This is a genomic window from Streptomyces sp. GbtcB7 (genome assembly GCF_019091445.1).
Taxonomy (GTDB): Bacteria; Actinomycetota; Actinomycetes; order Streptomycetales; family Streptomycetaceae; genus Streptomyces; species Streptomyces mirabilis.
The window spans coordinates 23769-50186 of record NZ_JAGXJM010000003.1 but is presented as its reverse complement, the minus strand read 5'-3'; the positions used below and the strand labels follow the sequence as shown (position 1 = coordinate 50186).

17 protein-coding genes are annotated in these 26418 nt (G+C 71.3%); 7 read left to right on the top strand and 10 right to left on the bottom strand.

What is annotated here, in order from left to right; translation table 11 throughout:
- The first annotated feature begins 199 nt into the window (after window positions 1-199).
- Genes KVT44_RS05510 through KVT44_RS05500 form a run of 3 tightly spaced genes read left to right on the top strand, consistent with a single transcriptional unit; the run spans window position 200 to window position 7396 of the window.
- The gene (locus KVT44_RS05510; RefSeq protein WP_217566292.1) at window positions 200-1717 is read left to right on the top strand and encodes a hypothetical protein; all 1518 of its coding nucleotides are present in this window, start codon (window positions 200-202) and stop codon (window positions 1715-1717) included.
- 37 nt (window positions 1718-1754) lie between these two features.
- Entirely contained in the window at window positions 1755-2636 is an 882-nt protein-coding gene (locus KVT44_RS05505) for a hypothetical protein (RefSeq protein ID WP_067366242.1), read from the top strand.
- Between the two features lie 56 nt (window positions 2637-2692).
- A complete protein-coding gene (locus tag KVT44_RS05500; RefSeq protein ID WP_217566291.1) occupies window positions 2693-7396 on the top strand; it encodes a hypothetical protein in 4704 nt (1567 codons plus the stop codon).
- Here KVT44_RS05500 and KVT44_RS05495 read toward each other — a convergent pair.
- The 9 genes from KVT44_RS05495 to KVT44_RS05455 form a co-directional block, all read right to left on the bottom strand.
- Window positions 7393-8943 carry a GMC family oxidoreductase gene (locus KVT44_RS05495; protein ID WP_217566290.1) on the bottom strand — a complete coding sequence of 517 codons (1551 nt, stop codon included), beginning with the start codon at window positions 8941-8943 and terminating at the stop codon, window positions 7393-7395. The two genes, KVT44_RS05500 and KVT44_RS05495, sit on opposite strands and share 4 nt — an antisense overlap.
- A gap of 50 nt (window positions 8944-8993) precedes the next feature.
- The gene (locus tag KVT44_RS05490) at window positions 8994-10568 is read right to left on the bottom strand and encodes an APC family permease (RefSeq protein WP_217566289.1); all 1575 of its coding nucleotides are present in this window, start codon (window positions 10566-10568) and stop codon (window positions 8994-8996) included.
- Window positions 10569-10671: 103 nt separating this feature from the next.
- A complete protein-coding gene (locus KVT44_RS05485) occupies window positions 10672-12138 on the bottom strand; it encodes an aldehyde dehydrogenase family protein (RefSeq protein ID WP_067366254.1) in 1467 nt (488 codons plus the stop codon).
- Entirely contained in the window at window positions 12131-13276 is a 1146-nt protein-coding gene (locus tag KVT44_RS05480; protein ID WP_099923845.1) for an aromatic ring-hydroxylating dioxygenase subunit alpha, read from the bottom strand. The genes KVT44_RS05485 and KVT44_RS05480 overlap by 8 nt, the downstream gene beginning before the upstream one ends.
- Window positions 13277-13287: 11 nt before the next feature.
- Complete coding sequence (solA, locus tag KVT44_RS05475) at window positions 13288-14442, bottom strand: N-methyl-L-tryptophan oxidase (protein ID WP_099923846.1); 1155 nt, start codon at window positions 14440-14442, stop codon at window positions 13288-13290.
- A gap of 48 nt (window positions 14443-14490) precedes the next feature.
- On the bottom strand, window positions 14491-17016 hold the full coding sequence (locus KVT44_RS05470) for an FAD-dependent oxidoreductase (RefSeq protein WP_217566288.1): 2526 nt from the start codon (window positions 17014-17016) through the stop codon (window positions 14491-14493).
- A gap of 44 nt (window positions 17017-17060) precedes the next feature.
- Window positions 17061-17717, bottom strand: coding sequence for an MBL fold metallo-hydrolase (locus KVT44_RS05465; protein ID WP_217566287.1), 657 nt, complete (start codon window positions 17715-17717; stop codon window positions 17061-17063).
- Complete coding sequence (locus tag KVT44_RS05460) at window positions 17714-18799, bottom strand: S-(hydroxymethyl)mycothiol dehydrogenase (RefSeq protein WP_067366268.1); 1086 nt, start codon at window positions 18797-18799, stop codon at window positions 17714-17716. Before KVT44_RS05460 ends, KVT44_RS05465 begins: the two co-directional genes overlap by 4 nt.
- A gap of 232 nt (window positions 18800-19031) precedes the next feature.
- The gene (locus tag KVT44_RS05455) at window positions 19032-19853 is read right to left on the bottom strand and encodes an IclR family transcriptional regulator (protein WP_179436646.1); all 822 of its coding nucleotides are present in this window, start codon (window positions 19851-19853) and stop codon (window positions 19032-19034) included.
- Between the two features lie 215 nt (window positions 19854-20068).
- Between KVT44_RS05455 and KVT44_RS05450 the strand changes: the two genes are divergently transcribed.
- Both KVT44_RS05450 and KVT44_RS05445 read left to right on the top strand, forming a co-directional pair.
- The gene (locus KVT44_RS05450) at window positions 20069-20389 is read left to right on the top strand and encodes a bifunctional 3-phenylpropionate/cinnamic acid dioxygenase ferredoxin subunit (RefSeq protein ID WP_099923849.1); all 321 of its coding nucleotides are present in this window, start codon (window positions 20069-20071) and stop codon (window positions 20387-20389) included.
- Between the two features lie 34 nt (window positions 20390-20423).
- Window positions 20424-21617: an NAD(P)/FAD-dependent oxidoreductase gene (locus KVT44_RS05445; protein ID WP_217566286.1), complete on the top strand. Its 1194-nt coding sequence runs from the start codon at window positions 20424-20426 to the stop codon at window positions 21615-21617.
- A gap of 186 nt (window positions 21618-21803) precedes the next feature.
- Here the strand turns inward: KVT44_RS05445 and KVT44_RS57835 are convergent, their stop codons facing one another.
- Window positions 21804-22448 carry a hypothetical protein gene (locus tag KVT44_RS57835; protein ID WP_308313917.1) on the bottom strand — a complete coding sequence of 215 codons (645 nt, stop codon included), beginning with the start codon at window positions 22446-22448 and terminating at the stop codon, window positions 21804-21806.
- A gap of 607 nt (window positions 22449-23055) precedes the next feature.
- On the opposite strand from KVT44_RS57835, the gene KVT44_RS05435 reads away from it, so the two are divergent.
- Both KVT44_RS05435 and KVT44_RS05430 read left to right on the top strand, forming a co-directional pair.
- Window positions 23056-25977, top strand: coding sequence for a nitrate- and nitrite sensing domain-containing protein (locus KVT44_RS05435; RefSeq protein ID WP_217566285.1), 2922 nt, complete (start codon window positions 23056-23058; stop codon window positions 25975-25977).
- A complete protein-coding gene (locus tag KVT44_RS05430) occupies window positions 25974-26414 on the top strand; it encodes a roadblock/LC7 domain-containing protein (protein WP_054237190.1) in 441 nt (146 codons plus the stop codon). Before KVT44_RS05435 ends, KVT44_RS05430 begins: the two co-directional genes overlap by 4 nt.
- Window positions 26415-26418 lie beyond the last annotated feature (4 nt).

Here is a 26418-nt window from a genome sequence, read left to right as displayed (position 1 = left end):
CGGTTCGTTCCGCCGCACTCGCCGCTGCTCTCGGCACTGCTCTCGCGAGGCGCTATGTGGAGCCGGTGTGACGTGCTGCGTGGAGCCGGTGTGACGTGCTGCGCGGAACCGGCGTGACGCGCTGTGTGGAGTCGGTGTGACGGCGGTCGCTTCTGAGTCGTTTCGACCGTTGTCAGACCGAGGACCTAGTCTGTGCACCGTGACTTCGCCTGCATCGACGGACAGCGTTCCGCCCCAGCTCAGCGCGGGGCCGCGCCCCGCTCCGGGCCCGGCCGCCGACGAGGGCCTGGCGCGGCGGCTGCGCGCGCTCGCATGCACCGCGCCGCTGCACGACCTCGATGTGCGCAAGGCGAATCTCGCGGGCGAGTACACGGTGTACGGGATGGCCGAGGTGGCCCTCGCCGCCATCGACCTCGTCACACTGAACATGGACTTCGACACGGGCGCCGACCACGACCAGATAGTGGCCCGGCTCATCCCGCGCATCGCCGCGCAGGCCCCCCGGCGCCCCGTCGCCGAGCACGAGCGCGTGGCCAAGTGGGTCCTGGAGAACCTGATCAACGTCGGCAGCGTCGACCGCGGCTTCCGGGCCGTATACGGCACCTTCGCCCCCGACGGCTCCTATGTGCGCCGCGACTACGACTTCAAGCTGATCGAGGAGGTGCCTGGGTACGGGGGGACCGTCTACCTCCGTACGACGGACGAGGCGGTCAACGTCCTCGTCGGCGCCCTCGACACCGACGTCACCAGCGCGCAGATCGCCGCCGAGGTCAAGCTCGAGGTGCTGATCAGCCGCGGCCGTCTCGCCGACGCCCAGCTCGCCGCCGAGCAGGCCCGGTACCGGACCGTGCAGTACTCGGAGACGCTCCGCAGGGCGCTCGACGCGACCCGGCGCAATGTGCGGGCCGTCGACTGGCTCCAGGCCGTGCCCGACATGATCGCCGAGGCGCTCGACCACGTCGCCGACCGCTACCGCCACGAGAACGCGATCCTCACCAACATCCGCAAGGCCCGCGACGAGTCCGAGGACCCCGAGCAGAAGCGCCGCGCCGCCGAGCTCGTCGACATCGTCAAGGACTGCATCCGCCGGCACACGCAGTTGCAGTCCCGGCTCCTGGATGCCGGGCCGCTGTTCCGCGCCGAGCAGGACCGGCAGGCCTTCGCCACACCCATGACGACCTCGGGGATCGACCTCTACGGCCACCTCGTCGCGCCCGTGCTGCCGCTGCCCGTCGCACAGGCTCGGCGCGTGACGGACGCGTTCTTCGCGCGCGGGACGGGGCTGCGTACGCCGGTGGCCGTACGGGTGGGGGATCTTGTCGAGCTCCTGCTGACACCACCCCTGGAGCGGGAGCACCTCGGTGCGGAGATGCCCGAGCCGGACCTGATCGCCACGCCGGACGACAGTCGGTTCAGTGAGGAGCAGCTCGCCTCCGCGATGGAGCTGCTGGATCTGCCGGCGGACGCGCCGCGACGGCTGTCCGGGCTGCTCGCCGAAGCGCGCCGCCGGGATCCCGAACTGCCCTACCTCGTCGCCCTGCTGGCCGTTCACGCGGCCAGTCCGCCGGTCGGTACCGCGTATCGGCAGGGTGAGGAGAAGCTGTTGTTCGCCGTGGACGACGGGGTCGAGCTCGATGATCCCGAGTTCGGCGGGGCCGATCTGATAGTGGGGATGGCTTTGCTGGACGCGGCGGGGATGGCGGCGGACCGGTCGTGAATCCCAGCCTCGTAACTCTGTACAAGGAGCCTCTGTCGTGACCGAGCAGCACGTCGAGTGGAGTGAGCCGGATGCCGTCGCCGCGCCGGCGAACGCTCCCGTCACACCCGCCGACGCCGCCGACGCGGCGCGGCTCGTCGCCTTCGGGCTCCAGCCCAAACTGCAGCCTGCGCGGGACCAGGAGTACGCGGAGCTGTTGCGGCGGTACCGCGAGGACCCGGCGTTCGCCCGGCTCGCCGACGCCGTGGCCGCCGGGCTCGGGCTGGTCGTGCTGGAGGTGTCCCCGCGCGCGGGAATGGCCGTGACGGCCGCCGAGGACTCGGTGTTCGCCGTCCGGATGGGCGACTACGCCCGTCGTACCTCGGCCGACTCCGCGGACCGCTTCCTGCACGGCCTCGCCCACCTCGCCGTCGCCGCGATGGCCTTCCCACGCCCCGAGGACCTCGCGGACGACGGGTACATCGGGCGGGTCTCGGTCAACGGCGTCGACGCGTTCGTACGACAGGCCTGCCGCCGTCTGGAGGAGCGGGCCGAGGAGCAGGGCGAGAACACCGATCCGGCGACCGAGGCGCCCGGCCTCGAGGCGGCCTGGCGGATCTGGGCACGGCGCAGCTCCACCGGCGCCACCAAGGACGCGCGAAGACTGTCCGGTTCGACCACCGGCATCATCGGCAAGGCCGTCGCCTTCCTCACCGACTCCGGATTCCTCCAGCGGACCGGGGACGACTCCGGGGGGACGTACCGGACGACGGCCCGTTATCAGCTCCAGGTGCGGGACATGGCGGGCAGCGCCGCGATGGCCGAGCTCCTCGAGCTGGGCGTCGTCCCGGTGACCGACGGCACCCCGACGCTGCTGCCCGCCGAGCACACCGACGACCTGGAGCTGGTGGCCGACGCAGGCCTGCCGTTCCACTCCTGAACCCACCTACGTATCTGCCCTACGTATCCGAAGACTTACTACGAGAGTCCGCCGCCATGTACGAGCTGTCCCGGGTCCGCCTCTACTCCATCGGGCCTGCTGGCGCGCGCTATGCCGACACCGTCCTTGACCTGAGGGGTGTCGGCGAGCCCGTGCCCGACCCCGCCCCCACCCAGGCGGAGTTCTTCGAGGAGGAGCCCGTCGGGCCGCCGCGTCGGCCCGCGCCCGCGGGCGTGCTCTTCCTGGAGAACGGCGGTGGCAAGTCGGTGCTGCTCAAGCTGATCTTCTCGGTGATGCTGCCGGGCCACCGCAACACCCTGGGCGGCGCCAGCTCCGGTGTGCTGCGCAAGTTCCTGCTCGCCGACGACTGCGGTCATGTCGCGCTGGAGTGGCAGCACACGCTGACCGGCGAGTGCGTCGTGGTCGGCAAGGCCAGCGAGTGGCGGGGACGGCAGGTGTCCAACGACCCGCGGAAGTTCGCCGAAGCCTGGTACTCCTTCCGGCCCGGTCCCGGCCTGAGCCTGGACAACCTGCCCGTCGCCGAGGCGACCGCCGTCCGGCCGCCCGTCGAGGGCGCGTCCGGCGCGCAGGGCCGGCGGCGCACCATGAAGGGCTTCCGCGACGCCCTCACCGAGGCCGGAAAGGCGTATCCGCACCTCGAAGTGCACTGGGAAGAGATCCACGACCGCTGGAACGAGCACCTGACGGACCTCGGCCTCGACCCCGAACTCTTCCGTTACCAGCGGGAGATGAACGCCGACGAGGGTGAGGCCGCCGGTCTCTTCGCCGTCAAGAAGGACTCCGACTTCACCGACCTGCTGCTGCGCGCGGTCACCGACACCCGGGACACCGACGGGCTCGCCGACCTGGTCGGCGGCTTCGGCAACAAGCTGGGTCGGCGCGCCGAGCTGATCGCCGAGCGGGACTTCACGGCGGGGTCCGTGGATCTGCTCGGCCGGATCGTCGAGGCCGCCGAGGCACGGGCACGCGCCCGAGACATCCACGCGGGCGCCGAGCGGCGTACCCGCACCCTGGCCCGGCGACTGTCCGCGCGAGCCGTGCGGGAGCGCGTCCGCGCCGGTGAGCTCGCACAGCGCGTGACCGCCGCCGCGTACGCCGTCACCCACGCCGAGGGCGCGCGCGAGCGCGGTGCCCTCATCGCCGCCGAACTCGCCTACCGGCACGCCTCGTTGGCGCTCGCCGGGGCCGAGAAGTCGGCGGCCGCCCAGAAGCGCGAACTCGCCGACGCGCGCACCCTGCACTCCTCCTGGCAGGCCGCCGAGCTCGTACTGCGGCACCGTGCCGCCGCCGACCGCTCCGCGCGCGTGGCCGCCGCGATCCTCGAGGCCGAGCGGGACGCCGCGCCCGCGCTCGCCGCCCGCGCCAAGGCCGCCGTCGACCTCGTCCGCGCGCTGCACCGCGCCGCCGATGGCGCCGAGGCGCTCGCCAACGAGGAGGAGGAGCGCTCCGCCGGACTCCAGGAGGTCGGCGAGACCGCGTACGCCGACTCGACCGCCGCGGCCACCGCCGCGCAGCGCGCCCGCAGCGAGGTCGGACATCTGCGCCAGCGCCTGAGCGAGGTCGAGCAGGAGACCGCGGAGGCGGTCCGCGCCGGCTGGCTCGACGACAGCGCCCCCGACGCCGACCCGGCCCGCGCCGCCCTCGCCGCCAGCGACGCCGAGAAGACGGCCGTCGCGGCGTGGGACACCGCGCGTGAGGCCTCGCGACGGGCCTCGGAGCACGGCCGCGAGGCGGCGTCCGCCGAGTCCCGCGCCGAACTGACGGCCGCCCGTGCGGCGGACGCGGCGACGGCGGCCGAGCGCGCGTACGACGGCGAGCGCCGTACGGCCGAGGCACTGGCGGGGGAGGAGCGGCTCGCGGAGCTGCTCAGCCTGCCGGGCACAGCCGGAACGCGGCACGGCGGGGTACCGGTGCCCCGGGCGGCCGGGGACGCCGCTACCTCGACCGGCCACGGCAAGGGCGGCGACACCGGCCGAGGCGCCCGCGGCACCTCCGCCGACGTCTGGGCGGAGGCCGAAGGCGCCCTCACGCCGGAGGAGTTGGACCAGTACGCCGACGAACTGCGCGAGCTGCTCGACGACGGAGTCGCCTCCGCCGAGCGCCACCTCTTCGAGCTGCGCACCGCGGCGGCCGACGACGCCCGGATCCTCGGCGCCCTCGGCGACGGCGGACTCCTGCCGCCCGGCCCCGACGTGCTGGCCACGGTCGAGTACCTCGGTGAGCACGGCATCCCCGCCCTGCCCGGCTGGCGCTATCTCGCGCAGGCCGTCGACCCCGTCGACCACGCGCGCGTGCTGGCCGCCAGGCCCGAGCTCGTCGACGGCGTGATCATCACCGACCCGGACACCCACGCACGGGCCCGTGAGGCGCTCAGCGAAGCGGCGCTGCTGCCGCGCTCCGCCGTCGCCGTCGGCACGGCCGCCGCGCTGCTCGCCCCGACCCCGGTCGCCGACCCGGGCGACGGCGGCGTCTTCCTCGTGCCGCCGAACCCGGCCATGCACGACGAGCACGCCGCCGACGAGGAACGGCAGGCGCTGCGCACCCGAGCGACCGAGCGGGACGAGGAGATCCGCATCCTGGCGGCCCGGCTCGGCAAGGACCGGGAGCTCGCGGCCCGGCTCGCCTCCTGGCGCACCGGCTGCCCCGCCGGGCGGCTCGTCGAACTGGCCGCGGCCGCCCGGGACGCGCGCGCGTTCGCCGAGGAGGCCGAAGCCGAGCTCGCCGAGGCGCGCACCGTGCGGGCCGAGGCAGACGAGGCGGCGGCCGAGGCGGCCCTCGTGCGCGACGAGCGCCAGGACGCCGCCCAGCGCGCCCGGCGCGCGGCCGACGCGCTCGCCGGACTCGCCTTCCGCCTGCGCGAACGCGCCGGCTGGCAGGTCAAGGTGCGCGAACTCGCCGACGAGGCCACCGAGTCGGAGGCTCGCGCCCAGGTCTGCCTGGAGCGCGCCCGCGCCGCCGACGAGGACCGCCGCGCCACCCAGCGCGCCGCCGACGACGCCCGCCGCACGGCCCGCGCGCTGCGTGCCGAGCGCGCCGAGATCGCGGGCGCCCCCGACGACGTACCGGAGGACGCGTCGGAGACGGCGAAGTCCTCGCTGCCCGCCCTGCGTGAGGCCTACCGGGCCGCGTCACAGCTGTACGAGAAGGTCGGCGTCGGCGCCGATCTGCGCGCCGAGCAGGCCCGCGCCGAGAGCGACGAGACCGCGGCCCTGGCAGAGCTGGACCGGCTCAGCAACAAGGTGCGCACGCGCGCCGCACAGCTCCTTCAGGCGCCGGACGGTTCCGACGGGCCGTCCCGGCAGGCCGCGGCCGCCCGTGCCGAGGAGCTCGTGCAGCTCCTGGAGACCCGCATGTCCACCGCGAGCGAGCAGCTCGGGCGGCTGCGCGGCGAGGCCGAGCGGCACGCGCCCGAGGACGGCGAGGCCCACACCGAGCTGTCGCAGGAGCTGGTCCCGCGCGACGCCGAGCACGCGCAGTCGCTGCTGCGCACGGCCACCGGTGAACTCGCCTCCCGCGCCGAGGCGCTCGGCCAGGCGCGCGAGGCGCACGCCGAGCTGCTCGACGCGCACCGCGCCGCCGAGGACGCGGCCGGTGGCTTCGACGAGACGGCAGCCCTGCTCAGGGACCTGCTGCGGGAGCACTCCGACGAGGAGCAGGAGGAGCCCGAGCCCTACCCCGGCACCCTCGAGGAGGCCCGGCACTCCGCCGCCGAGACCCGCCGCTCCCTGCGCGGCTGCGCCGCCGACCTCTCCGCGGCCGAGGGCGCCGTGCGCGAGGCGAGCGACATCCTCGTACGGCATGCCAACTCCAACCGGTACGAGCAGGTACGCACCCCCGCCCGGCAGCAGATCCGTGAGCTGCCCGCGTCCGCGCTGCCGGAACACGCCCAGAAGTGGGCGGACGCCTTCGCGCCCCGACTGCGGGTGCTGACCGACGAGCTGGCGCAGCTGGAGCGCAACCGGGACTCGATCGTGGACCGGCTGCGGGGGCTGGTGGAGTCGTCGCTCGCCACCCTGCGGTCCGCGCAGCGGCTGTCCCGGCTGCCGGAGGGGCTCGGCGAGTGGTCCGGGCAGGAGTTCCTGCGCATCCGCTTCGAGGAGCCCGATCAGGCCACGCTCGCCGAGCGGCTCGGCGAGGTCGTCGACGAGGCCACCCGCGCGGCGGTCAAGAAGAACTCCGACATGCGGCGCGACGGCATGTCACTGCTGCTGCGCGGAGTCAGCGCCGCCCTCGAACCGAAGGGCGTCGCCGTCGAGATCCTCAAGCCGGACGCCGTACTGCGCGCCGAGCGCGTCCCCGTCGGGCAGATGGGTGACGTCTTCTCCGGCGGTCAGCTGCTGACCGCGGCCATCGCGCTGTACTGCACGATGGCCGCGCTGCGCAGCAACGACCGGGGCCGTGACAAGCACCGGCACGCCGGCACGCTCTTCCTCGACAACCCCATCGGACGCGCCAACGCGACCTACCTGCTGGAGCTGCAGAGGGCCGTCTCGGACGCGCTCGGCGTCCAGCTCCTCTACACCACCGGGCTGTTCGACACGACCGCGCTCGCCGAGTTCCCCCTCGTCATCCGCCTGCGCAACGACGCCGACCTGCGCGCCGGGCTGAAGTACATCAGCGTGGAGGAACACCTCCGGCCGGGGCTCCCGCAGCAGGCCCCGGCCGGGGAAGGTGAGTCGGTGCACAGCGAGATCACGGCGACGAGAATGTTCAAGAGGCCTTCACCTCAAGAGGCCTAGCGATCCTCCTTCAAAAGGTCCGCGCACTTCTCGCCGATCATCATGGTCGTGATGCAGGGGTTGACGGAGATGAGATCCGGCATCACCGAACCGTCCGCGACCCGCAGCCCCTCGACCCCCTTGACCCGCAGCCGTGCGTCGAGCGGGGCCGAGGAGTCGTCGTCCGCGCCCATCTTCACGGTGCAGGACGGGTGGTAGACGGTGTTGTGGGTCTTGTGGATGTAGTCGAGCAGCTCGTCGTCCGTCCGCACGTCCGGCCCGGGGGCCAGCTCCGCGCCCGCCCAGCCGCTCAGCGCCGGCTGGGAGGCGATCTTCCGCGCCAGTTTCAGCCCGTACGTCATCACACGCACGTCGTGCTCGTGCGTGAAGTAACGCGGATCGACCATCGGCTTGTCCCGGTAGTCCCGGGTGCGCAGTCGCACCGTGCCGCGTGACTTCGCGCGCGTCACGTTCGGCGTGAGGCAGAACGCGTTCTCGGACGTCGGGAACCCGTGCCGAGCCGTGTTCATGTCGAACGGCACCGAACCGTAGTGGTACATCAGGTCGGGCCGGTCCAGGCCCGGTTCGGTGTCGTAGAAGATGCCCGCCTCCCACCACTGGCTGGACGTGGTGGTCATGGGCTGCTTGGCCTCCCACATGATGACGCCCTCGGGGTGGTCCTGGAGGTTCTTGCCGACCCCCGCCGAGTCCACCACCACCTCGACCCCCACCTCGCGCAGATGCGCGGCGGGCCCGATGCCCGACAGCATCAGCAACTTGGGGGTGTCGATGGACCCGCAGGACACGATCACCTCGCGGCGTGCGCGCACCGTCCGGGTGTGGATCAGGTCCGGGTCCAGGTACTCGGCGCCCACACAACGGCGGCCGTCGAGCACGAGCTTCTTGGCCCGTACCCCGGTGCGCACTTCCAGGTTCGGCCGCTTGCCCATGACCGGATGCAGATACGCGACCGACGAGGACTGCCGGATGTTGTTCTCGTCGGAGTTGATCTGGAACCAGTTGGCGCCACGGACCACGGTCTTGCCGGTGTTGAACGCGGTGGTCGGAATGCCCGCCTGCGCACACGCCTCCAGCAGGGCGGAGCCACAGGGGTCCGCGCCCTTCAGCGTGCGCAGTTTCACCGGGCCGGTGCGGCCGTGGTGGTCGCCGGGAGCGTCGTTCGACTCCAACCGCTGGTAGAGCGGGAAGAGTTCGGCCGCGCTCCACCCCGTACAGCCCGCGGCGGCCCAGTCGTCCAGGTCCTCCGCGGGTGCCCAGAAGGCGATGCAGGAGTTGTGCGAGGAACAGCCGCCGAGCACTTTGGCGCGGGCATGCCGCATGAAGCTGTTGCCGCTGACCTGCGGTTCGACCGGGTAGTCCCAGTCGTATCCGGACTCCAGCAGTCCCATCCAGCGTTCCAGCTTCAGGATGTCGTCGTCGCCGACATCGCTGGGGCCTGCCTCGAGGACGCACACGGTGACGGACGGATCCTCGGAGAGCCGGGCCGCGACCACGTTGCCCGCGGTGCCGCCGCCGACCACGACATAGTCGAACTCATCGACGTTCATGGGGAGTTGACCTCCTTGCTTTGCTCTTCGGTCGGTCGTGTGACGGTCCTTCAGTCGGTCGCGGGGGTCACGGGAGTCACGGGAGTCGCGACGGGAGCCGTCGCGGGGGCCTGGAACTGGTGCTCGGCGAGCACCCCGGTCCGGTGCCGCTGCACGAACCAGTAGTAGGCGAAGCCGCCGCCCGCGACGACGCCCACGAACAGGACGGCACCCCAGCGCAGGTACCAGTGGTACGGCGCGGCCGCGTTGTAGACCGCGGAGCGCGGCCAGATCAGGTTGATCGTCATGACCGCGCCCCACACCACGGCCACGATGTTGACGAGCAGGCCCCAGCGACCGAGCGAGAACTTGCCGTCGCCCGCGGGCTGCCACTTGCCACGCAGCCGTGCGACCAGCATCGGACCGGTGACCAGCAGGTATGCCAGGTAGATCATGATGATGCCGATGCTGGTGACCACGGTGAAGATCTGCGGCTGGCGGATGTTGACCACCAGGATCGCCAGTGCGAGCACACCGATGATCACGGTCGGCAGGACCGGCGTCTGGAAGCGCGCGTTGACCTTGGCCAGCTTCGAGGAGGCGGGCAGGTTGTTGTCGCGGGCCATCGCGAAGGCCAGCCGGATCGCCGCCGTGTGCACGGCCAGGGCGCACACCGTGACCGCGATCAGCACGCACCACAGCATCGCCTTGCCGGCCGTCGGGCCGAGCACGTCGAGGACGATGTACTGCAGACCGTCGGTGGAGAGCTTGTCGCCCTTCAGGCTGGAGACGCTCATCAGCGCGAGCAGCAGCACGAGCCCGCCGAGGACGAACGAGGCGACGATGGCACGGATGATGGCACGCGGCGCGTTGCGCGACGGGTCGAGGCACTCCTCACCGAGCGAGGAGGCCGTGTCGAATCCGTACATGACGTACGCGGACGCCAGCGAGGCCACCAGGAACGCGCCGAGGTAGCCGAACGACTGCCCGTGGCCGGTGCCCTGGGTGTCCATCACCACCTGCGGGCCGCGTGTGATGTGCACCGCGAACAGGATGATCAGTACGACGGTGGCGATCAGCTCGATGAAGACGCCCGCCGTGTTGATGGTCGCCATCAGCTTCACACCGAAGGCGTTCACCAGGGTGGTGAACAGGATCAGTACGGCCGCCAGCAGAACCGCGTTGGTGGCGACGTCGTACTTGCCCGTGCCGTCACCCACGAACTGGAAGGTGGAGGAGATCTGGGGAAGCGTCAACTGATAGGCGAGTGCCACGGCCGAGATCGACACGATCGACGCGAGCAGCATCATCCAGCCCGCGAGCCAGCCTATGTGCGGATTGCCCACCTTCTTCGACCAGTTGTAGACGGAGCCGGCCACGGGATAGCGGGCGGCGAGCTCGGCGAAGCAGAGGGCGACCATGAACTGGCCGATGAAGACCATCGGCCAGGACCACCAGTAGGCGGGGCCACCGCTGCCGTAGCCGAAGTAGAAGAGCTGGAAGGTGCCGGTGAGGATGGAGATGTAGCTGATGCCGGCGGCGAAGGTGTGGAAGTTGCCAAGGGTGCGCTTGAGTTCGGGCTTGTAGCCGAACTCGGAGAGTTCGGCGTCGTCGTTCTGCTCGGTCGCGGGTGGATGGGTGGTCATGAGCGGCCTCCTGGATCGGGGGAGAGGGGCGCGGCTCGTGCGGGTGGGTGGGGGGAATCAGGGGATCAGATCATCCGGACGTCACCGGGGGATCATCAGGGGATTACGCGAACCACCCCTGTGGGGACGGGTTGGTGTTGCGCCAGATGTGCTTCGCCTCGCGGTACTCGGCGAGGCCGGCGGGTCCGAGCTCGCGCCCGAAGCCGGACTGCTTGAAGCCGCCCCATTCCGCCTGAGGGACGTAGGGGTGGTAGTCGTTGATCCAGACCGTGCCGAGCCGCAGCCGGGCCGCCACGCGCTGGGCCTTGGCCTCGTCGGTGGTGAAGACGGCGCCCGCGAGCCCGTAGATCGTGTCGTTGGCGAGCCGCACGGCCTCCGCCTCGCCGCTGAAACGCTCCACGGTCAGCACCGGCCCGAAGGACTCGTCCTGGACCACGGACATGTCGGACGAGCACTCGTCCAGTACGGTCGGCGGATAGTAGAAGCCCGCCTCGAACTCGGGCCCGGAAGGCCGCGCGCCGCCGCAGCGCAGCACCGCGCCTTCCGCCAGACCCTTGGCGACGTACGCCTCGACCTTGGCGCGATGCGCAGCCGAGACCAGCGGCCCGCTCTGTGCCCGCTCGTCGAACGGGCCGCCGAGCCGGATCTCCGAGGCCCGGCGGACGACCTCGTCGACGAACCGGTCGTGCAGCGAGTCCTCGACCAGCAGCCGGGCCCCGGACGAACAGACCTGCCCCGAGTGCAGGAAGACCGCGGTCAGCGCCATGTCGACGGCCGTCTCGAAGTCGGCGTCGGCGAAGACGATGTTCGGGTTCTTGCCGCCGAGTTCCAGGGCCACCTTCTTCACTGTCCCGGCCGCGGCGGCCATCAGCCGCCGCCCGGTCTGCAGCCCGCCGGTGAAGGAGACGAGGTCGACGTCCGGATGATCGCCGAGCGGGGCCCCTGCCTCGGGGCCCGCGCCGAGGACGAGGTTGGCCACTCCGGGCGGCAGCCCGGCCTCCTCCAGCAGCCGCATCAGATGGATCGCCGTGTGCGGGGTGAGCTCGCTCGGCTTGAGGACGAAGGTGTTGCCCGCGGCGAGCGCCGGGGCGACCTTCCAGGCGGTCTGCAGGAGCGGATAGTTCCAGGGCGTGATCAGCGCGCACACCCCGACGGGTTCGTACACGACCCGGCTGTCGACGCTCGCCGTACCGGTCTCGACGACCCGGCCCGTCTCGGCGGTGGCCGCCCGCCCGAAGTAGCGGAAGCAGTTCGCGATGTCGTCGATGTCGTACTCGCTCTCGACGAGCCGCTTGCCCGTGTCGAGCGACTCGGCGCGGGCGAGCGCGTCCTTGTCACGTACGAGGAGGTCGGCGACGCGCAGCAGCAGGTCACCGCGGTCGGCGGCCGGGGTCGTGGGCCAGGGGCCCTCGTCGAAGGCGCGGCGCGCGGCGGCGATCGCCTCCACGGTGTCCTTGCCGCCCGCCTCGTCGACGACGCCCACCAGGGAGCCGTCGGCGGGGCAGCGGATCTCGCGCGTGCGCTCGTCGAGAGCGCTCCGCCACGTACCGTCGATGAACAGGTCAGGCACTGGGGCCTCCCAATTGCTGGATCAGCCACTCGTGGAAGATCCCGATGTGGTGCTCGGTGGGCACCAGGACACCACCGTTCCGGTAGGCACGCGAGGCCATGGCCGGCTGCGTACGTTCACACGCCTCGAAATCCTGTTCGTTGACCCGGTGGAAGAGCTCGACCGACTTGGACACGTCCGCGCCGGACTCCACGACCTCCGGCGCGTAGAGCCAGTCGCACTCGACGACCGTGCGGTCCTCGGCGAGCGGGAACATGCGGTGCAGGATGACATGGTCGGGGACCAGGTTGATGAAAACCGTCGGTTTCACAGTGATCGCGTAGTAGCGACGGTCCTGGTCGTCCGCTATGTCCGGCAGCCGGCCGAAGCCCTCGCTGCCGTCGACCGTGAAGCCCTGGATGTCCTCGCCGAACTCGGCACCGTGCCCCACGTAGTACTGGGCCGCGTAGCCTTCGGCGAACTCCGGGAGGACGTCGACGAGTTCGGGGTGGATCGTCGCGCAGTGGTAGCACTCCATGAAGTTCTCGACGATCAGCTTCCAGTTCGCCTTCACGTCGTAGGTGATGCGCTTGCCGAGGGCCAGCTTCTCGGTGCCGTAGTGCTCGATGGCGGCCGCGTTGCCCAGCCGCTCCACTGCGGCGCCCATCACCGTCTCCTCGAAGGAGGGCGGCTCGTCGGCCAGGCACACCCAGGCGTACCCGAGCCATTCGCGCAGCGCGACCTTGACCAGGCCGTACTCGACGCGGTCGACGTCCGGCATCTTGATCAGGTTCGGCGCGGCGACCAGCTTGCCGTCGAGGTCGTAGGTCCAGGCGTGATAGGGGCACTGCAGATTGCGGCGGACCTCCCCGGACTCCTCGGTGCACAGCCGGGCCCCGCGGTGACGGCAGATGTTCAGGAAGGCGCGCAGCTCACCCGTGCGGGAGCGGGTGATCAGGACGCTCTCGCGGCCCACCTGGACGGTGCGGAAGGCGCCGGGCCCGGCGAGATCCGCGGAGCGGACGGCGCAGAACCACATCGACTCGAACAGGGACTCCTGCTCCTGCCGGAAGATCTCCGGGTCGGTGTAGTAGTGCCCGGGGAGGGTGGCGATCAGGCTGGGGGAGATGGGGGACGGGGAGACGGGGGTCGTCGTCACGTGCGTACTCCTCAGGCGGGCGCGGCGGCGAGGCGGTGGGGGTCGAACAGCCCGATCGGGTGATCGGTGGTGCCGGTCAGGGCGAGGTCGGCGACGATCTCGCCGACGACCGGCACGAACTTGAAGCCGTGCCCGGAGAATCCGCAGGCGACGGTCACGGACTCCGGGTGGGCGGGGTGGCGGGCGATGACGAAGTGCTCGTCGGGGGTGTTGGAGTACATGCAGGTGGCCGCCTTGAGGAAGGCGCCCGGCAGATCCGGGATGTGACGGGACATGTGATCCGCCATGGCCTGGACCTCGTCCTCGTGGACCGTCCGGTCGATGGTCTCCGGGGTGGTCACGACCCCCTTGCGGAAGAAGGCGACCTTGGCGCCCAGCTCCGGCCCGTCGATCGACGGGAAGCCGTACGCCTGGACTCCGGCCGCGTCCTCCCAGATGTAGATCGGGTGGTTCTCCGGCAGGAACGGCTGGACCCCGCCCCTCGGCTGGAACCAGTACATGACCTGGCGCTCGATCGTGAACGGCACCCCGAGATCGGTAAGCAGCTGCGGTGCCCACGCGCCCGGGCAGATCACCAGCTGGGCCGCCGTGTAGGTGTTCTCGGCCGTGTGGACGCGTACGCCGTCCTTGTACGGCTCCCAGCGGGTCATCGGTTCCTCGAAATGCAGGTCGGCGCCCTGCCGGGTGGCGAGCTGGAGGTGCGCGGCGACGGTGTTCTCGGGGCGCACGAGCCCGGCCCGCGCCTCGAACAGCGCGACCTCGTCGTCCTTCGGGGTCAGGGTCGGGAAACGCCGGCGGATCTCGGAGGCGTCCAGCATCTCGTGCGGCAGGTCCCACTGCTCGGCGGAGAGCAGCGAACCGGAGACCGTCCGGGAGTCGGGGCGTCCGACCATGACGCCACCGCACAGGGTGGCGATCTCCCGGCCGGTCGCCCGCTCCAGCTCCTCGTACAGCTCGTACGAGCGCAGCAGCAGCGGCACGTACGCCGGGTCCTCGAAGTAGGACTGGCGGGTGATGCGGGAACCGCCGTGGCTGGAGCCGCGGTTGTGCACCGGGCCGAACTTCTCGAGGCCGAGCACGCGGGCACCGCGGGCGGACAGATGGTGGGCGGCGGCGCTGCCCATACCGCCGAGACCGATCACGATCACGTCGTACGTGGGGGACACAGGGGCCTCCTTATGCCGTGTGGCCGGGCTCATGTCTATTGATCGGTTTCAGCGGCGGATTCGGTTCATCTTCGGGTCGAAGAGGGGTTCTTCCGCGACGGTCGCGGGGACCTTCTCGCCGAAGTACTCGATGTGCACGCCCGTACCGGTCGGGAGCGCCGGCAGCCAGGCGTACGCGACGCAGCGGCCCAGCGTGTAGCCGTACGAGGCGCTGGTCACGTAACCGGCCGGGGCGCCGTCGACGTAGACGGGCTCCTTGCCGAGCACGACCGCGACCGGGTCGTCGAGGAGGAGGGGGGTGAGCCTGCGCGCGGGTTCCTCCGTGGCGAGGCCTTGCAGCGCCTCCTGGCCGACGAACCCGTCCTTGTCCATCCGGACCGCGAAGCCGACCCCCGCCTCGAACGGGTTGTGCTCGTCGGTCATGTCCACGCCCCAGGCGCGGTAGCCCTTCTCCAGTCGCAGACTGTTGAAGGCGGAGCGCCCGGCCGCGATCACGCCGTGCTCCTGGCCCGCCTCCCACAGCGTGTCCCAGAGCCTGAGCCCCAGATCGGCGGACGTATACAACTCCCAGCCCAGCTCGCCGACGTACGACAGCCGCATCGTCGTCACCGGGACGTGCCCGAGGCAGGTCTCCTTCGCGCGGAAGTAGCCGAAGCCCTCGTGCGAGAAGTCGTCGCGGGTCAGCGGCTGCACGAGCTCGCGGGCGAGCGGGCCCCAGACGCCGATGCAGCAGGTGCCGGAGGTGATGTCCCTGATCCGTACGTCGTCCGGGGCGTGCCGGACCAGCCAGTCCAGGTCGGTGGGGGAGTTGGCGCCCACCTGGAAACGGTCCGGGGCGAGGCGCGCGACGGTGAGGTCGGAGCGTACGCCGCCCGTCTCGTCCAGGAGCAGCGTGTAGGTGACCGCGCCCGGCTTCTTGCGGAGGTTGTTGGTGGTCATGCGCTGGAGGAAGTCGAGGGCCCCGGGCCCGGTGACTTCGAGGCGGCGCAGCGGGGTCATGTCGTACAGGGCGACCTTCTCGCGGGTCGCCTTCGCCTCGGCGGCCGCGATGGGCGACCAGTAGCGGGCCGACCAGGCGTCGCGCTCGGGGAGCCGCAGACCGTCCACGAGCGGGGCGTTCGCCTCGTACCAGTGCGGGCGCTCCCAGCCGCCGCCCTCCAGGAAGTACGCGCCGAGTTCCTGCTGCCGGGCGTAGAAGGGGCTGACGCGCAGGGGGCGCGGGTGCTCCATCGGCTGGAGGGGGTGCAGGACGTCGTACACCTCGACGAACTGCTGCGAGCCGCGTTCGCGGACGTACGACGGTGAGCGCTGCGCGTCCTCGAAGCGTGTGAGGTCGCATTCGTGCAGGTCGATGGAGGCGCGCCCGTCGACCATCCATTCGGCGACCGCCTTCGCGACCCCCGCGGAGTGGGTGACCCAGACGGCCTCGGCCAGCCAGAATCCGCGCAGCTCGCGCGATTCCCCGAGCACCGGCATGCCGTCCGGGGTGAAGGAGAAGACGCCGTTGAAGCCCTCCTCGATCTCCGTCTCGCGCAGGGCGGGCATCAGCCAGCGGCAGTCGTCCCAGCTCGGTGCCCAGTCCTCTTCGGTGAAGGGGTACGACGACGGCATCTCCATGTCGTTCGCGCGCGCCTCGTCGTAGGGGAGGATCCCGAACGGGTCGACGGGCAGCGGCTTGTGGGCGTAGCTGCCGATGCCGATGCGGTCGTGGTGCTCGCGGAAGTAGAGGTCGCGGTCCTGGAAGCGGAGGATGGGCTTCGAGGCGTCGGTGGGGGCGGGTGCGGTGGTTTCAGCGGTGGCTTCGGAGGCGGCTTCCGGGGGCGCTTCGGAGGTGGTTTCCGGTGTGGCTTCGGCCAGTTCGGGGAGCGGCTTGGTCTTTGCGTACTGGTGTGCGAGCGGCTGGAGGGGTACGTCGACCCCGGCCATCCGGCCGATGACCGGGCCCCAGAAACCGGCCGCGGAGACGACGTGGTCGGCGGGGAAGGTGCCACGGTCGGTGACCACGGCGGTGACCTTGCCGTCCTCCTGTTCGATACCGGTGACCGTGTGGCGGTCGAGGAAACGGGCGCCCCGTTCGGTGGCGCGTTCCCTCTGGGCCCGGGACGCGAGTACGGCGCGGGCCAGGCCGTCGTCGGGGGTGTGGAAGCCGCCGAGGATGGCCGACTGGTCGATGAGCGGCCACAGCTCCTTGCAGCGGGCCGCGCTGACGATCTCGCCGCGTACGCCCCACGAGGCGGCGTAGCCGGCCTTGCGGTGCAGGTCGGCGAGGCGCTCGGGCGTGGTCGCGAGTTCGAGACCGCCGACCGGGTTGAAGCAGGAGACGCCCTCGACCTGGAGCGAGTTGAACTTCTCCACGGTGTACCGGGCGAACGCCGTGAGCGTCTTGGACGGGCTGGTCTGGAACACCAGGCCCGGTGCGTGCGAGGTGGAGCCGCCCGGGGCGGGCAGCGGCCCCTGTTCGAGAACGGTGACGTCGGTCCAGCCGCGGGCGGTCAGCTCGTCGGCGAGCGAGCAGCCGACGATGCCGGCGCCGATGATGACGACACGGGGATGGTTTGCGGGCGTGCTGGACATGCCCCTCCTTGCCGGGGTGGGGAGTGGACGCGCTCGGGGGTGGATCAGACGGTGGGGACGTGGGGGCGCTCGGCGGCGATGGTGGTGTCCTCGCCGTGCCCGGTACGGACCACCGTGTTGCCGGGGAGGGTGAGGAGTCGGTTGCGGAGTGAGGCCTCGATGGTGGGCCGGTCCGAGTACGAGCGGCCGGTCGCGCCGGGGCCGCCGTGGAAGAGGGTGTCCCCGGTGAAGACCGTGTCCAGGAACGGGGCGTAGAGGGAGCAGCTGCCCCAGGTGTGGCCGGGGCTGTGGATCACCTGGAGTTCGATACCGGCGACCGCCAGGATCCGGCCGTCGCGCAGTTCCCCGTCCGGCTTGCGCCCGGGGTGGGTGAAGGACCACAGCTCGTTGTCGTCGGGGTGCAGGAGCACGGGCGCGCCGGTCAGTACGGAGAGCTCGGCGGCCGCGTCGATGTGGTCGTCGTGCCCGTGGGTGCAGACGATCGCGGTGACACGGCGTCCCGCGACGGCCTTGTGGATCGTACGGGCGTCGTGGGCGGCGTCGACGATCAACACCTCCTCGTCGTCGCCCACGAGCCAGACGTTGTTGTCGACGTCGAAGGTCTCGCCGTCGAGGCTGAAGGTGCCCGAGGTGACGACGCGTTGGACCCGTACCGCGTGGTCCTGTGCGTGACCGTGTCCCTGGGGCCCGGCTTGGCTCACAGGACCACCACCGACCGCAGCACTTCACCGCGGTGCATCTTCGCGAACGCCTCCTCGACCTGGTCGAGGGAGATGGTCTCGCTGACGAAGGCGTTGAGGTCGAGCAGCCCGTACAGGTACTGGTCGATGAGGAACGGGAAGTCGCGGCTCGGCAGGCAGTCGCCGTACCAGGAGGACTTCAGCGCACCGCCGCGCGAGAACAGGTCGATCAGCGGGAGGTCGATCTTCATCTCCGGGTCGGGGACACCGACCTGGACGAGCACCCCCGCGTGGTCGCGCATGTAGAAGGCCTGTTTGTACGTCTCCGGTCGGCCCACCGCGTCGATGGCGATGTCGACCCCGAAACCGCCGGTCAGCGCACGGACGGCCTCGACGGGATCCGTCCCGCGCGAGTTCACCGTGTGGGTGGCGCCGAACTTCTCGGCCTGGTCGAGCTTCTTGTCGTCGATGTCGACGGCGATGACCTTCATCGCGCCGTTGAGACAGGCGCCCGCGATCGCCGCGTTGCCGACGCCTCCGCAGCCGATGACGGCGACCGTGTCGCCGCGCCCGACGTTGCCGGTGTTGACCGCCGCGCCGTATCCGGCCATGACACCGCAGCCGATCAGGCCCGCGGCCTCGGGGCGGGCGGCCGGGTCGATCTTCACCGCCTGCCCGGCCGCGACCAGGGTCTTCTCGGCGAAGGCGCCGATGCCCAGCGCGTTGCTGAGCGGGGTGCCGTCGAGCAGCGTCATCGGCTGGGTGGCGTTACGGGAGTCGAAGCAGTACCAGGGGCGCCCGCGGCGACAGGAGCGACAGGTTCCACAGGGCGCCCGCCAGGCGAGGACCACGTAGTCGCCCGGGACCAGGTCGGTGACGCCGTCGCCGACCGCCTCGATCGTGCCGGCCGCCTCGTGGCCGAGCAGGAAGGGGAAGTCGTCGGTGATCGCGCCCTCCCGGTAGTGCAGATCCGTGTGGCAGACCCCGCAGGCCTGGACGTTGACGAGCACCTCTCCAGGGCCCGGGTCGGGAACGACGATCGTCTGCACCTCGACGGGTGCGCCCTTCTTGACGGCGACTACGGCACGGACCTCGTGTGGCACGACAAGCTCCTCTGCTGTTGCGCAATGCACGATGGGTTGCGCGATGAGGAACATATTGAGAACGCCGTCATGGGGTCGTCAAGGGGTCGGCGTTAACCCTTGGCAAAAGGAACGGGCCGCCCGAAACGTGCCGGACACACGGACTGGGCACACGGACTGGGCACACGGACTGGACACACGAAGGGGCGGGGCCGGGAGAATCCCGTGCCCCGCCCCTTCACCCCTCGGGCTCTCAGAAGCCGTACCCCATCCGGCGCGACAGCTCGGCCCCCGCCGCCACCGTCCGCTTGGCCAGCTCCGGCAGCCGATCGGAGTTCAGCCGGTACACCGGACCCGACACGCTGATCGCCCCGATCACCTTCCCGTCGTGCGCCCGGATCGGCGCGGCCACGGCGGCGAGTCCCAGCTCCAGTTCCTCGATGGTGACCCCGTAGCCCTGCTCGACCACGGCCTCCAACTCGGCGCGCAGCACGGACGTACCCGTGATCGTGCGCTCGGTGAACCGTGGCAGGGCGCGTGCGAGCAGACCTTCGCGCAGGGTGGGCGGCATGTGCGCGAGCAGCACCTTGCCGCTGGAGGTCGCGTGCAGCGGGGTGCGCCTTCCCAGCCAGTTCTGCGCGGTGACCGACGCGGTGCCGCGCGCCTGCATGATGTTGACCGCCGCGTCGTCGTCGAGCACCGCGACGTTGACGGTCTCGCCCAGTTCGTCGGCGAGTTCGCGGCAGACCGGGACGCCCTCCTGGGAGATGTCGAGGCGCACCGCCGCCGCCCCCGCCAGACGCAGAACGGCGGCCCCCAGGTAGTACTTCCCGCGGTCCTTGGCCTGGGCCACCAGACCGCGGTTCTCCAGGACACCGAGCAGGCGGAAGGCGGTGGACTTGTGCACGTCCAGCTCCTCGGCGATCTCGGTGACGCCGGCCTCGCCGACCCGGGCGAGGATCTCCAGCACGCTCACGGCGCGGTCCACCGACTGGACGGCGCTGCCGGCCCCTCTCCCGTGCTGCTTCTCGGAACTGTCCCCGGTGTGCTCAGCCTGCTTCTGCGTGCGGGTCATAGCTCAACTCTCACCACCTGACGGCCCGGTTTGGGCCGCATCTGCGGGAAGCCCTTGACGTGAAGGGACCCCCGCGCGGATTCTGTTGCGCATAGCGCTCCCTCGTGCGCCATGCGAAACACCATGTTACCGAAGCGTCCGGAACCCGAAAGGTCTCCGGACCCACCTGGACCAGGAGGTCCCGGACGAAGAGTCCAGGACCGAGAGGGGGGCCCATGATTCCCGTCTGCCGCCTCGACGACCTCCCCGCGGGCGAATCCGTCCGTGTCGACACCACGCCGCCCATCGCGGTGTTCAACGCCGACGGCGAGTTGTACGCCATCGACGACACCTGCACCCACCAGGACGCCTCCCTCTCGGAGGGCTGGCTGGAGGGCTGCCTGATCGAATGCCCGCTGCACGCCGCCTCATTCGATCTCCGTACGGGCCTGCCGACGTGCCTGCCCGCACGCCGCCCCGTCCGCACCCACCGCGTCACCGTCGACGACGGATTCATCCACGTCCACCTGGCCGCGGAGGAGGGCACCGCCGCATGAACGCCCTGACCGAGTGCGCCCAAGAGCGCGCCTCATGAGGACCGTGACCGTCGTCGGTGCCTCCCTCTCCGGGCTGTACGCCGCCCGAGAACTCCGGGCCCAGGGGTTCGACGGCCGTCTGGTGATCGTCGGGGACGAGCCCCACCACCCGTACGACCGCCCACCCCTCTCCAAGGCCTTCCTCACCGGCCGCGCCGACGAGACCCAACTCGCCCTCGCCGACGCCGAGGAGACCGCCGAACTCGACGCCGAGTGGCTGCTCGGCGTACGCGCCCGCGGCCTCGACGCCCGGGGGCGCACCGTCCTCCTCGACGACGGCCGTACCGTCTCCACGGACGGCGTGGTCATCGCGACCGGCGCCTCGGCCCGCCGGCTCCCGGGGGACGGCCTCGTCGGCGTGCACACCCTGCGCACCCTCGACGACGCCCGCGCCCTGCGCGCGGAGCTCTCCCGGGGCCCGCGCAGCGTCGTCGTCATCGGCGGCGGCTTCATCGGCGCCGAGACCGCGTCCTCCTGCGCCGGACTCGGCCACGACGTCACCGTCGTGGAGGCCGCACCCCTGCCCCTCGTTCCCCAACTCGGCCCCGAGATGGCCGCCGTGTGCGCCGCCCTGCATCGCCGCGGTGGTGCAGGCCTCGTGACCGGCATCGGTGTCGCCGGCCTGCGGGGGAGCGGCACCGTCACGGGTGTGGAGCTCTCCGACGGCCGGGTCCTGCCCGCCGATGTCGTGATCGTGGGCATCGGCGCCACCCCCAACACCGGCTGGCTCGCCGGTTCGACACTCGCTCTGCACGATGGCGTGCTGTGCGACGACGGTTGCGCGACCGCACTGCCGCAGGTGGTCGCCGTCGGCGACGTCGCCCGCGTCGGAGGCGCCCGCGCCGAGCACTGGACCTCCGCCACCGAACAACCCCGGGTCGCGGTACGCAACTTGCTCGCCGGGCGCACCGTCGAGAGCGCACGGTCCCTGCCCTACTTCTGGTCCGATCAGTACGGCGCACGGATCCAGTTCGCGGGGCGCCGGCACGCGGCGGACACCGTCCGCATCACCGAGGGCGCGCTCGACGACGGCGCACCGGCCGAAGGCGGCTTTCTCGCCCTGTACGAGCGCGGCGGCCGCACCACAGCCGTGCTGTCCATCGACCGCCCCCGCCCGTTCATGAAGACACGCCGTGAACTGGCGCGCAGCGAGGACCCGGTGGAGCCGGCGGGCGCCGTGGCGAGCTGATGGCCCGTGGGCGGACCCACGGACGGGGGCCACCTGGACCACCAGCTTCACGGGGTCCAACGGGGTCCGTGGAGTCCGCCCCTTGGCCGTGCCGTGGGCAGCCCTGAGCCGGGCTCGGTCACGAGCCGGGCTCAGTCGCGAGCCGTACCGTACTCAGTCGCGAGCCGTACTCGTCGCGAGCCGTACTCAGAGGTGCGACAACTGCCCGGTGCCGCCCTGCCGCCGTATTCGCTCCTGAGCGCGCTCCGTCGCGCGTGCCTGCCGTCGGGCCCTGCGCCGCTCGCGCCTCAGGGTCCTTGCGGTGCTGCTCGGTTCGGACACCACGCCGTTGCGCTGGTTCCACACCTGGCGGGTGACCCAGACGTCGAGGGCGGCCCAGGTGGCCACCACCGTGCTGGCCACGCTGCTCAGGACCATCGGGAAGGCGAGCCAGGACTCCGCCAGCGTGGACAGGAAGGCGATCACGGCCTGGATCAGGGTCACCGCGATGATCAGCACCGCCCGTACGGCCGACGTACGCACCGGATCGGGCAGCCGTCGCCGACGCGCGGGCTCCTCGATCCACAACGGCCGGTAGTACGCCTGCTCTTCGTATCCGTCCATGTGACCGACAGCTGCCCGCGCCTGCCCGTCGACATGCCGCTGACCCGCAGCAGTACCCTCCCCGACCGCCTGCTCATGCCCACCGGTGGCCGTGCCCCGCCCGCCCACCGGCTCGGGCCCGCCCTCGGCCACGGCCTGGGCGCTCACGCGCTCGCTTCCGATCCCGGCGGAACCCGCCCGGTCGTTCTTCCGGTCGCGTCCCTCCAGGACCACGCTCTGCCGGCTCACCCGATCGCGCCCGTCCGTGACAACGCCTTGTCCGCTCACTTCGTCGCGTCCGTCCGCCGAGTCCGCCGGTATGTCGCGATCCCGTGTTCGTGTGGCCGATCGCACCGCCACAGGCGCCGCAGTACCCACCCCTGGTGCCCCGCCCCGCTCCGCCGTGCCCATCAACTTGTCACTCCCCACCGCCCAGCAGACCCTCGCACGGGTGTCATACGACACCTGCTCCCCAGTGGCTGCCCGGCTTGCGCTGTTTTACGCCGCCTGGACGCGGCATGCGGCCCCTGTGGCCGATTCCGCCCCCATTTCCCGTAGAGAAGGACGAACAATGTGCCCGGAAGATTCCCAACAAGCGAAAAATTCCGGCCAACTGACCAAGTTCACTGGCCCGATGAGGTTCGGCTCGCCATGCCGGATTCGGGGCGGCAATCTCCCCCAATGAACGGACAACTGCCCATCTCCGGTTCCCTCAAGAGCCCGGGTTCCACCCTCTTCACGCCGGGCGGCCGCCCGGACACGTCTTCGAGTTACCTGTGGGTCAGTAGTAGGCTCACGCCGTTTGTTGACGCACAGGTGTGCCCCCGGGCCGGAGGGGGTCGAGCTGGGGGAGGCCATGCGCTTTCGCGGGAAGTCCATCCGCCGGAAGATCGTGGCGCTGCTCCTCGTGCCGCTCCTCTCCCTGACGGGGATCTGGGCCTTCGCGACGGTACTCACCGGCCGCGCGGCCAACCAGCTGTTCAACGTGTCGGACGTCGTCGAGAAGATCGGCTACCCCGCCGAGGACACCATCAGTGTTCTCCAGCAGGAACGCCGCCAGACACTCGTCTATCTCGCCGATCCCCGCGCCTCCGACGCGCTGGCGGCGCTGAAGCGCAGTCGCACCGCGACCGACCGGGCCGTGGCGAAGGTCCGCAAGAACGCCAACGACGAAGACGTACGGGAAGAGATGAACGGGGGCACCTCACAGCGCCTCACCACCATCCTGGACGCCCTCGACGGGATCGACTCGCTGCGCCGCAGTGTCGAGGAGGGCACCGTCAACCGGGCCCAGGCCCTCGACCTCTACAACCGTCTGGTCGACCCCTGTTACACACTGATGGCCAACCTCCACGTCGTGGACAACGTGGAGATGGACAAGCAGGGCCGCGCCCTCGTCAACGTCGCCAACGCCCGCGAACTGCTCTCCCGCGAGGACGCCCTCCTCGGTTCCGCGCTGGTCGCGGGCCGCGTCACCCGCGACGACATCCGCGACATCTCCGATCTCGTCGCGCAGCGCACCCTGCTGTACGACATCAGCCTGCCGCTGCTGCCCTCTTCGGAACGCGGCCGCTTCGAGCGCTACTGGTCGAACGCCGACACGGCTCCCCTGCGTGTGGCGGAGCAGGCTGTCGTCACCTCCCCGGCCGGATCCCCGCACGGTGTCACCGCGCAGAGCTGGGACCGGGCGGCCGGACACGTGCTCGACGAACTCGCCGACCTCGACGACAAGGCCGGCGACCGCTACCAGGACCGTGTCAGCCCCGTGGCCACGGGCGTCATCGTCAAGGCGGTCATCGCGGGTGTCCTCGGACTCATCGCCCTGCTGGCCTCGCTCTTCATGTCCGTACGCATCGGCCGGGGCCTCATCCGCGACCTGCGCCGACTGCGCCTGGACGCCCACGAGGCGTCAGGCGTCCGACTCCCCAGCGTCATGCGCCGCCTCTCCGGGGGCGAACAGGTCGACGTCGAGACCGAAGTGCCCCGCCTGGAGTACGACAAGAACGAGATCGGCGAGGTCGGCCAGGCCCTCAACACCCTTCAGCGCGCGGCCGTCGAGGCCGCCGTCAAACAGTCCGAACTGCGGGACGGCGTCTCCGAGGTCTTCGTCAACCTCGCCCGCCGCAGCCAGGTCCTGCTGCACAAGCAGCTCACCCTCCTCGACACCATGGAACGCAGGACCGAGGACACCGACGAACTCGCCGACCTGTTCCGCCTCGACCACCTGACCACCCGTATGCGCCGGCATGCCGAGGGCCTGGTCATCCTGTCCGGCGCGGCCCCGTCCCGGCAGTGGCGCAAGCCCGTCCAGCTCATGGACATCGTCCGCGCCGCCGTCGCCGAGGTCGAGGACTACGAGCGCATCGAGGTACGCCGACTGCCCCGCGTCGCCGTCACCGGGCCCGCGGTCGCCGACCTCACGCACCTGGTCGCCGAACTCCTCGAGAACGCCACGGTGTTCTCGCCCCCGCACACGGCCGTGCAGGTCGTCGGCGAACGCGTCGCCAACGGTTTCACCCTGGAGATCCACGACCGCGGTCTGGGCATGGCGGCCGAAGCGCTCCTCGACGCCAACCTACGGCTCGCCGAGACCCCCGAGTTCGAACTGTCCGACACCGACCGGCTCGGTCTCTTCGTGGTCAGCCGGCTCGCGCAGCGGCAGAACGTCCGTGTCTCCCTCCAGCCTTCCCCGTACGGCGGCACCACCGCCGTGGTGTTCATCCCCGACGCGCTGCTCACGGACGACGTCCCGGACACCAACGGCATCGGCTTCCGTCTCGACCGAGCGCTGCCCTCGAAGGAGGGCAAGATCGAGGAGGACCGCAAGGCGGCGCTCTCCGACGTACCGGTGCGCCTCCCCGGCCTGCCTGCCGCGATCCTGGACGGGCCGGTCGAACTGGAGGCGCCGGTCGATCTGGACGTGCTCGGCGGTTTCCCGGGCGCCCTCGACGACGAGGACGCCGAGCAGGGCGGTCTGTTCCGGCCGCGCCGCTCCATAGCGGGTGTCCCGGTCGAGCAGCACCGGCCCCACCAGCAGCCCCGCGCAGGCGGCGCGGAGACGGCCCGCTCCGGCGACGACGACCACGCGGGGGGCCCGGTCCCCCTGCCGCGCCGCAGAACTCCCAAGCTGGTCAGCTCGCACGGTCGTCCCGTGACCCGGACGAGGCCCCGGCGCGGCGAGGCGGGCGAGGAGCCCGCCGAGGCGCTGAAGCCGGTGGAGAGCCTCGAACCGGCCCTCGAGCCGGTGGAGAGGCAAGGCATCGCGGAGAGGGCGAGCGCACAGTCGTCGACCGCCCGGCGTACTGACCGCACCGAGACCTCCGGGCGCCGCAACAGCGACCGCACCGAGACCTCCGGGCGCCGCAACGGCGAACGCCCCGAGACTCCGGGCCTTCGCTCCGAGGCGTCCGGCCGCCGCGAGGCCCCCGCTCTCCCCCGGCGCACTCGCTCCGCCGGCTCGCCGTCGGACAGGGCCGGGACCACCCCGGGATCCGCCGCCACGACGCAAGGGGCAGAATCGGGTGCGAGCCCGCTGCCCCGCCGCGTCCGACAGGCCAATCTGGCCCCCCAGTTGAAGGACGGACCCGAACGGCGCGCCGAGCGCGACAAGGCCCGCACCCCGAAGGGGGCGGAACTCGCCGATCGCGACGCCGACGAGGTACGCAGCCGGATGGCCTCGCTCCAGCGGGGCTGGCAGCGGGGCCGCGAGGAGAACGCCGCGGGCGACGGGGCCCAGGGCGGCACAGCACCAGGAACGACGAAGGGGGACGGTCGATGACCGCACCGAAGGCCACAGGGCCCACCGCGACCAGCAAGACGTCGGGAGAGCTGAACTGGCTGCTCGACGACCTGGTGGACCGCGTCGCCAGCATCAGCAAGGCGATCGTGCTCTCCGGCGACGGCCTTGCCACCGGGGCCTCCAAGGATCTGACCCGGGAGGACAGCGAGCACCTGGCCGCCGTCGCCTCCGGCTTCCACAGCCTCGCCAAGGGTGTCGGCCGCCACTTCGAGGCGGGCGGTGTCCGGCAGACCGTGGTCGAGCTCGAGGAGGCCTTCCTCTTCGTCACGGCCGCCGGGGACGGCAGCTGTCTCGCCGTTCTTTCGGACGCCGACTCCGATGTCGGGCAGGTCGCCTACGAAATGACGCTCCTGGTGAAGCGGGTCGGCGCACATCTGGCCGCCGCTCCGCGCACCGATCTGCCCTCGGGCGGGTAGTGGG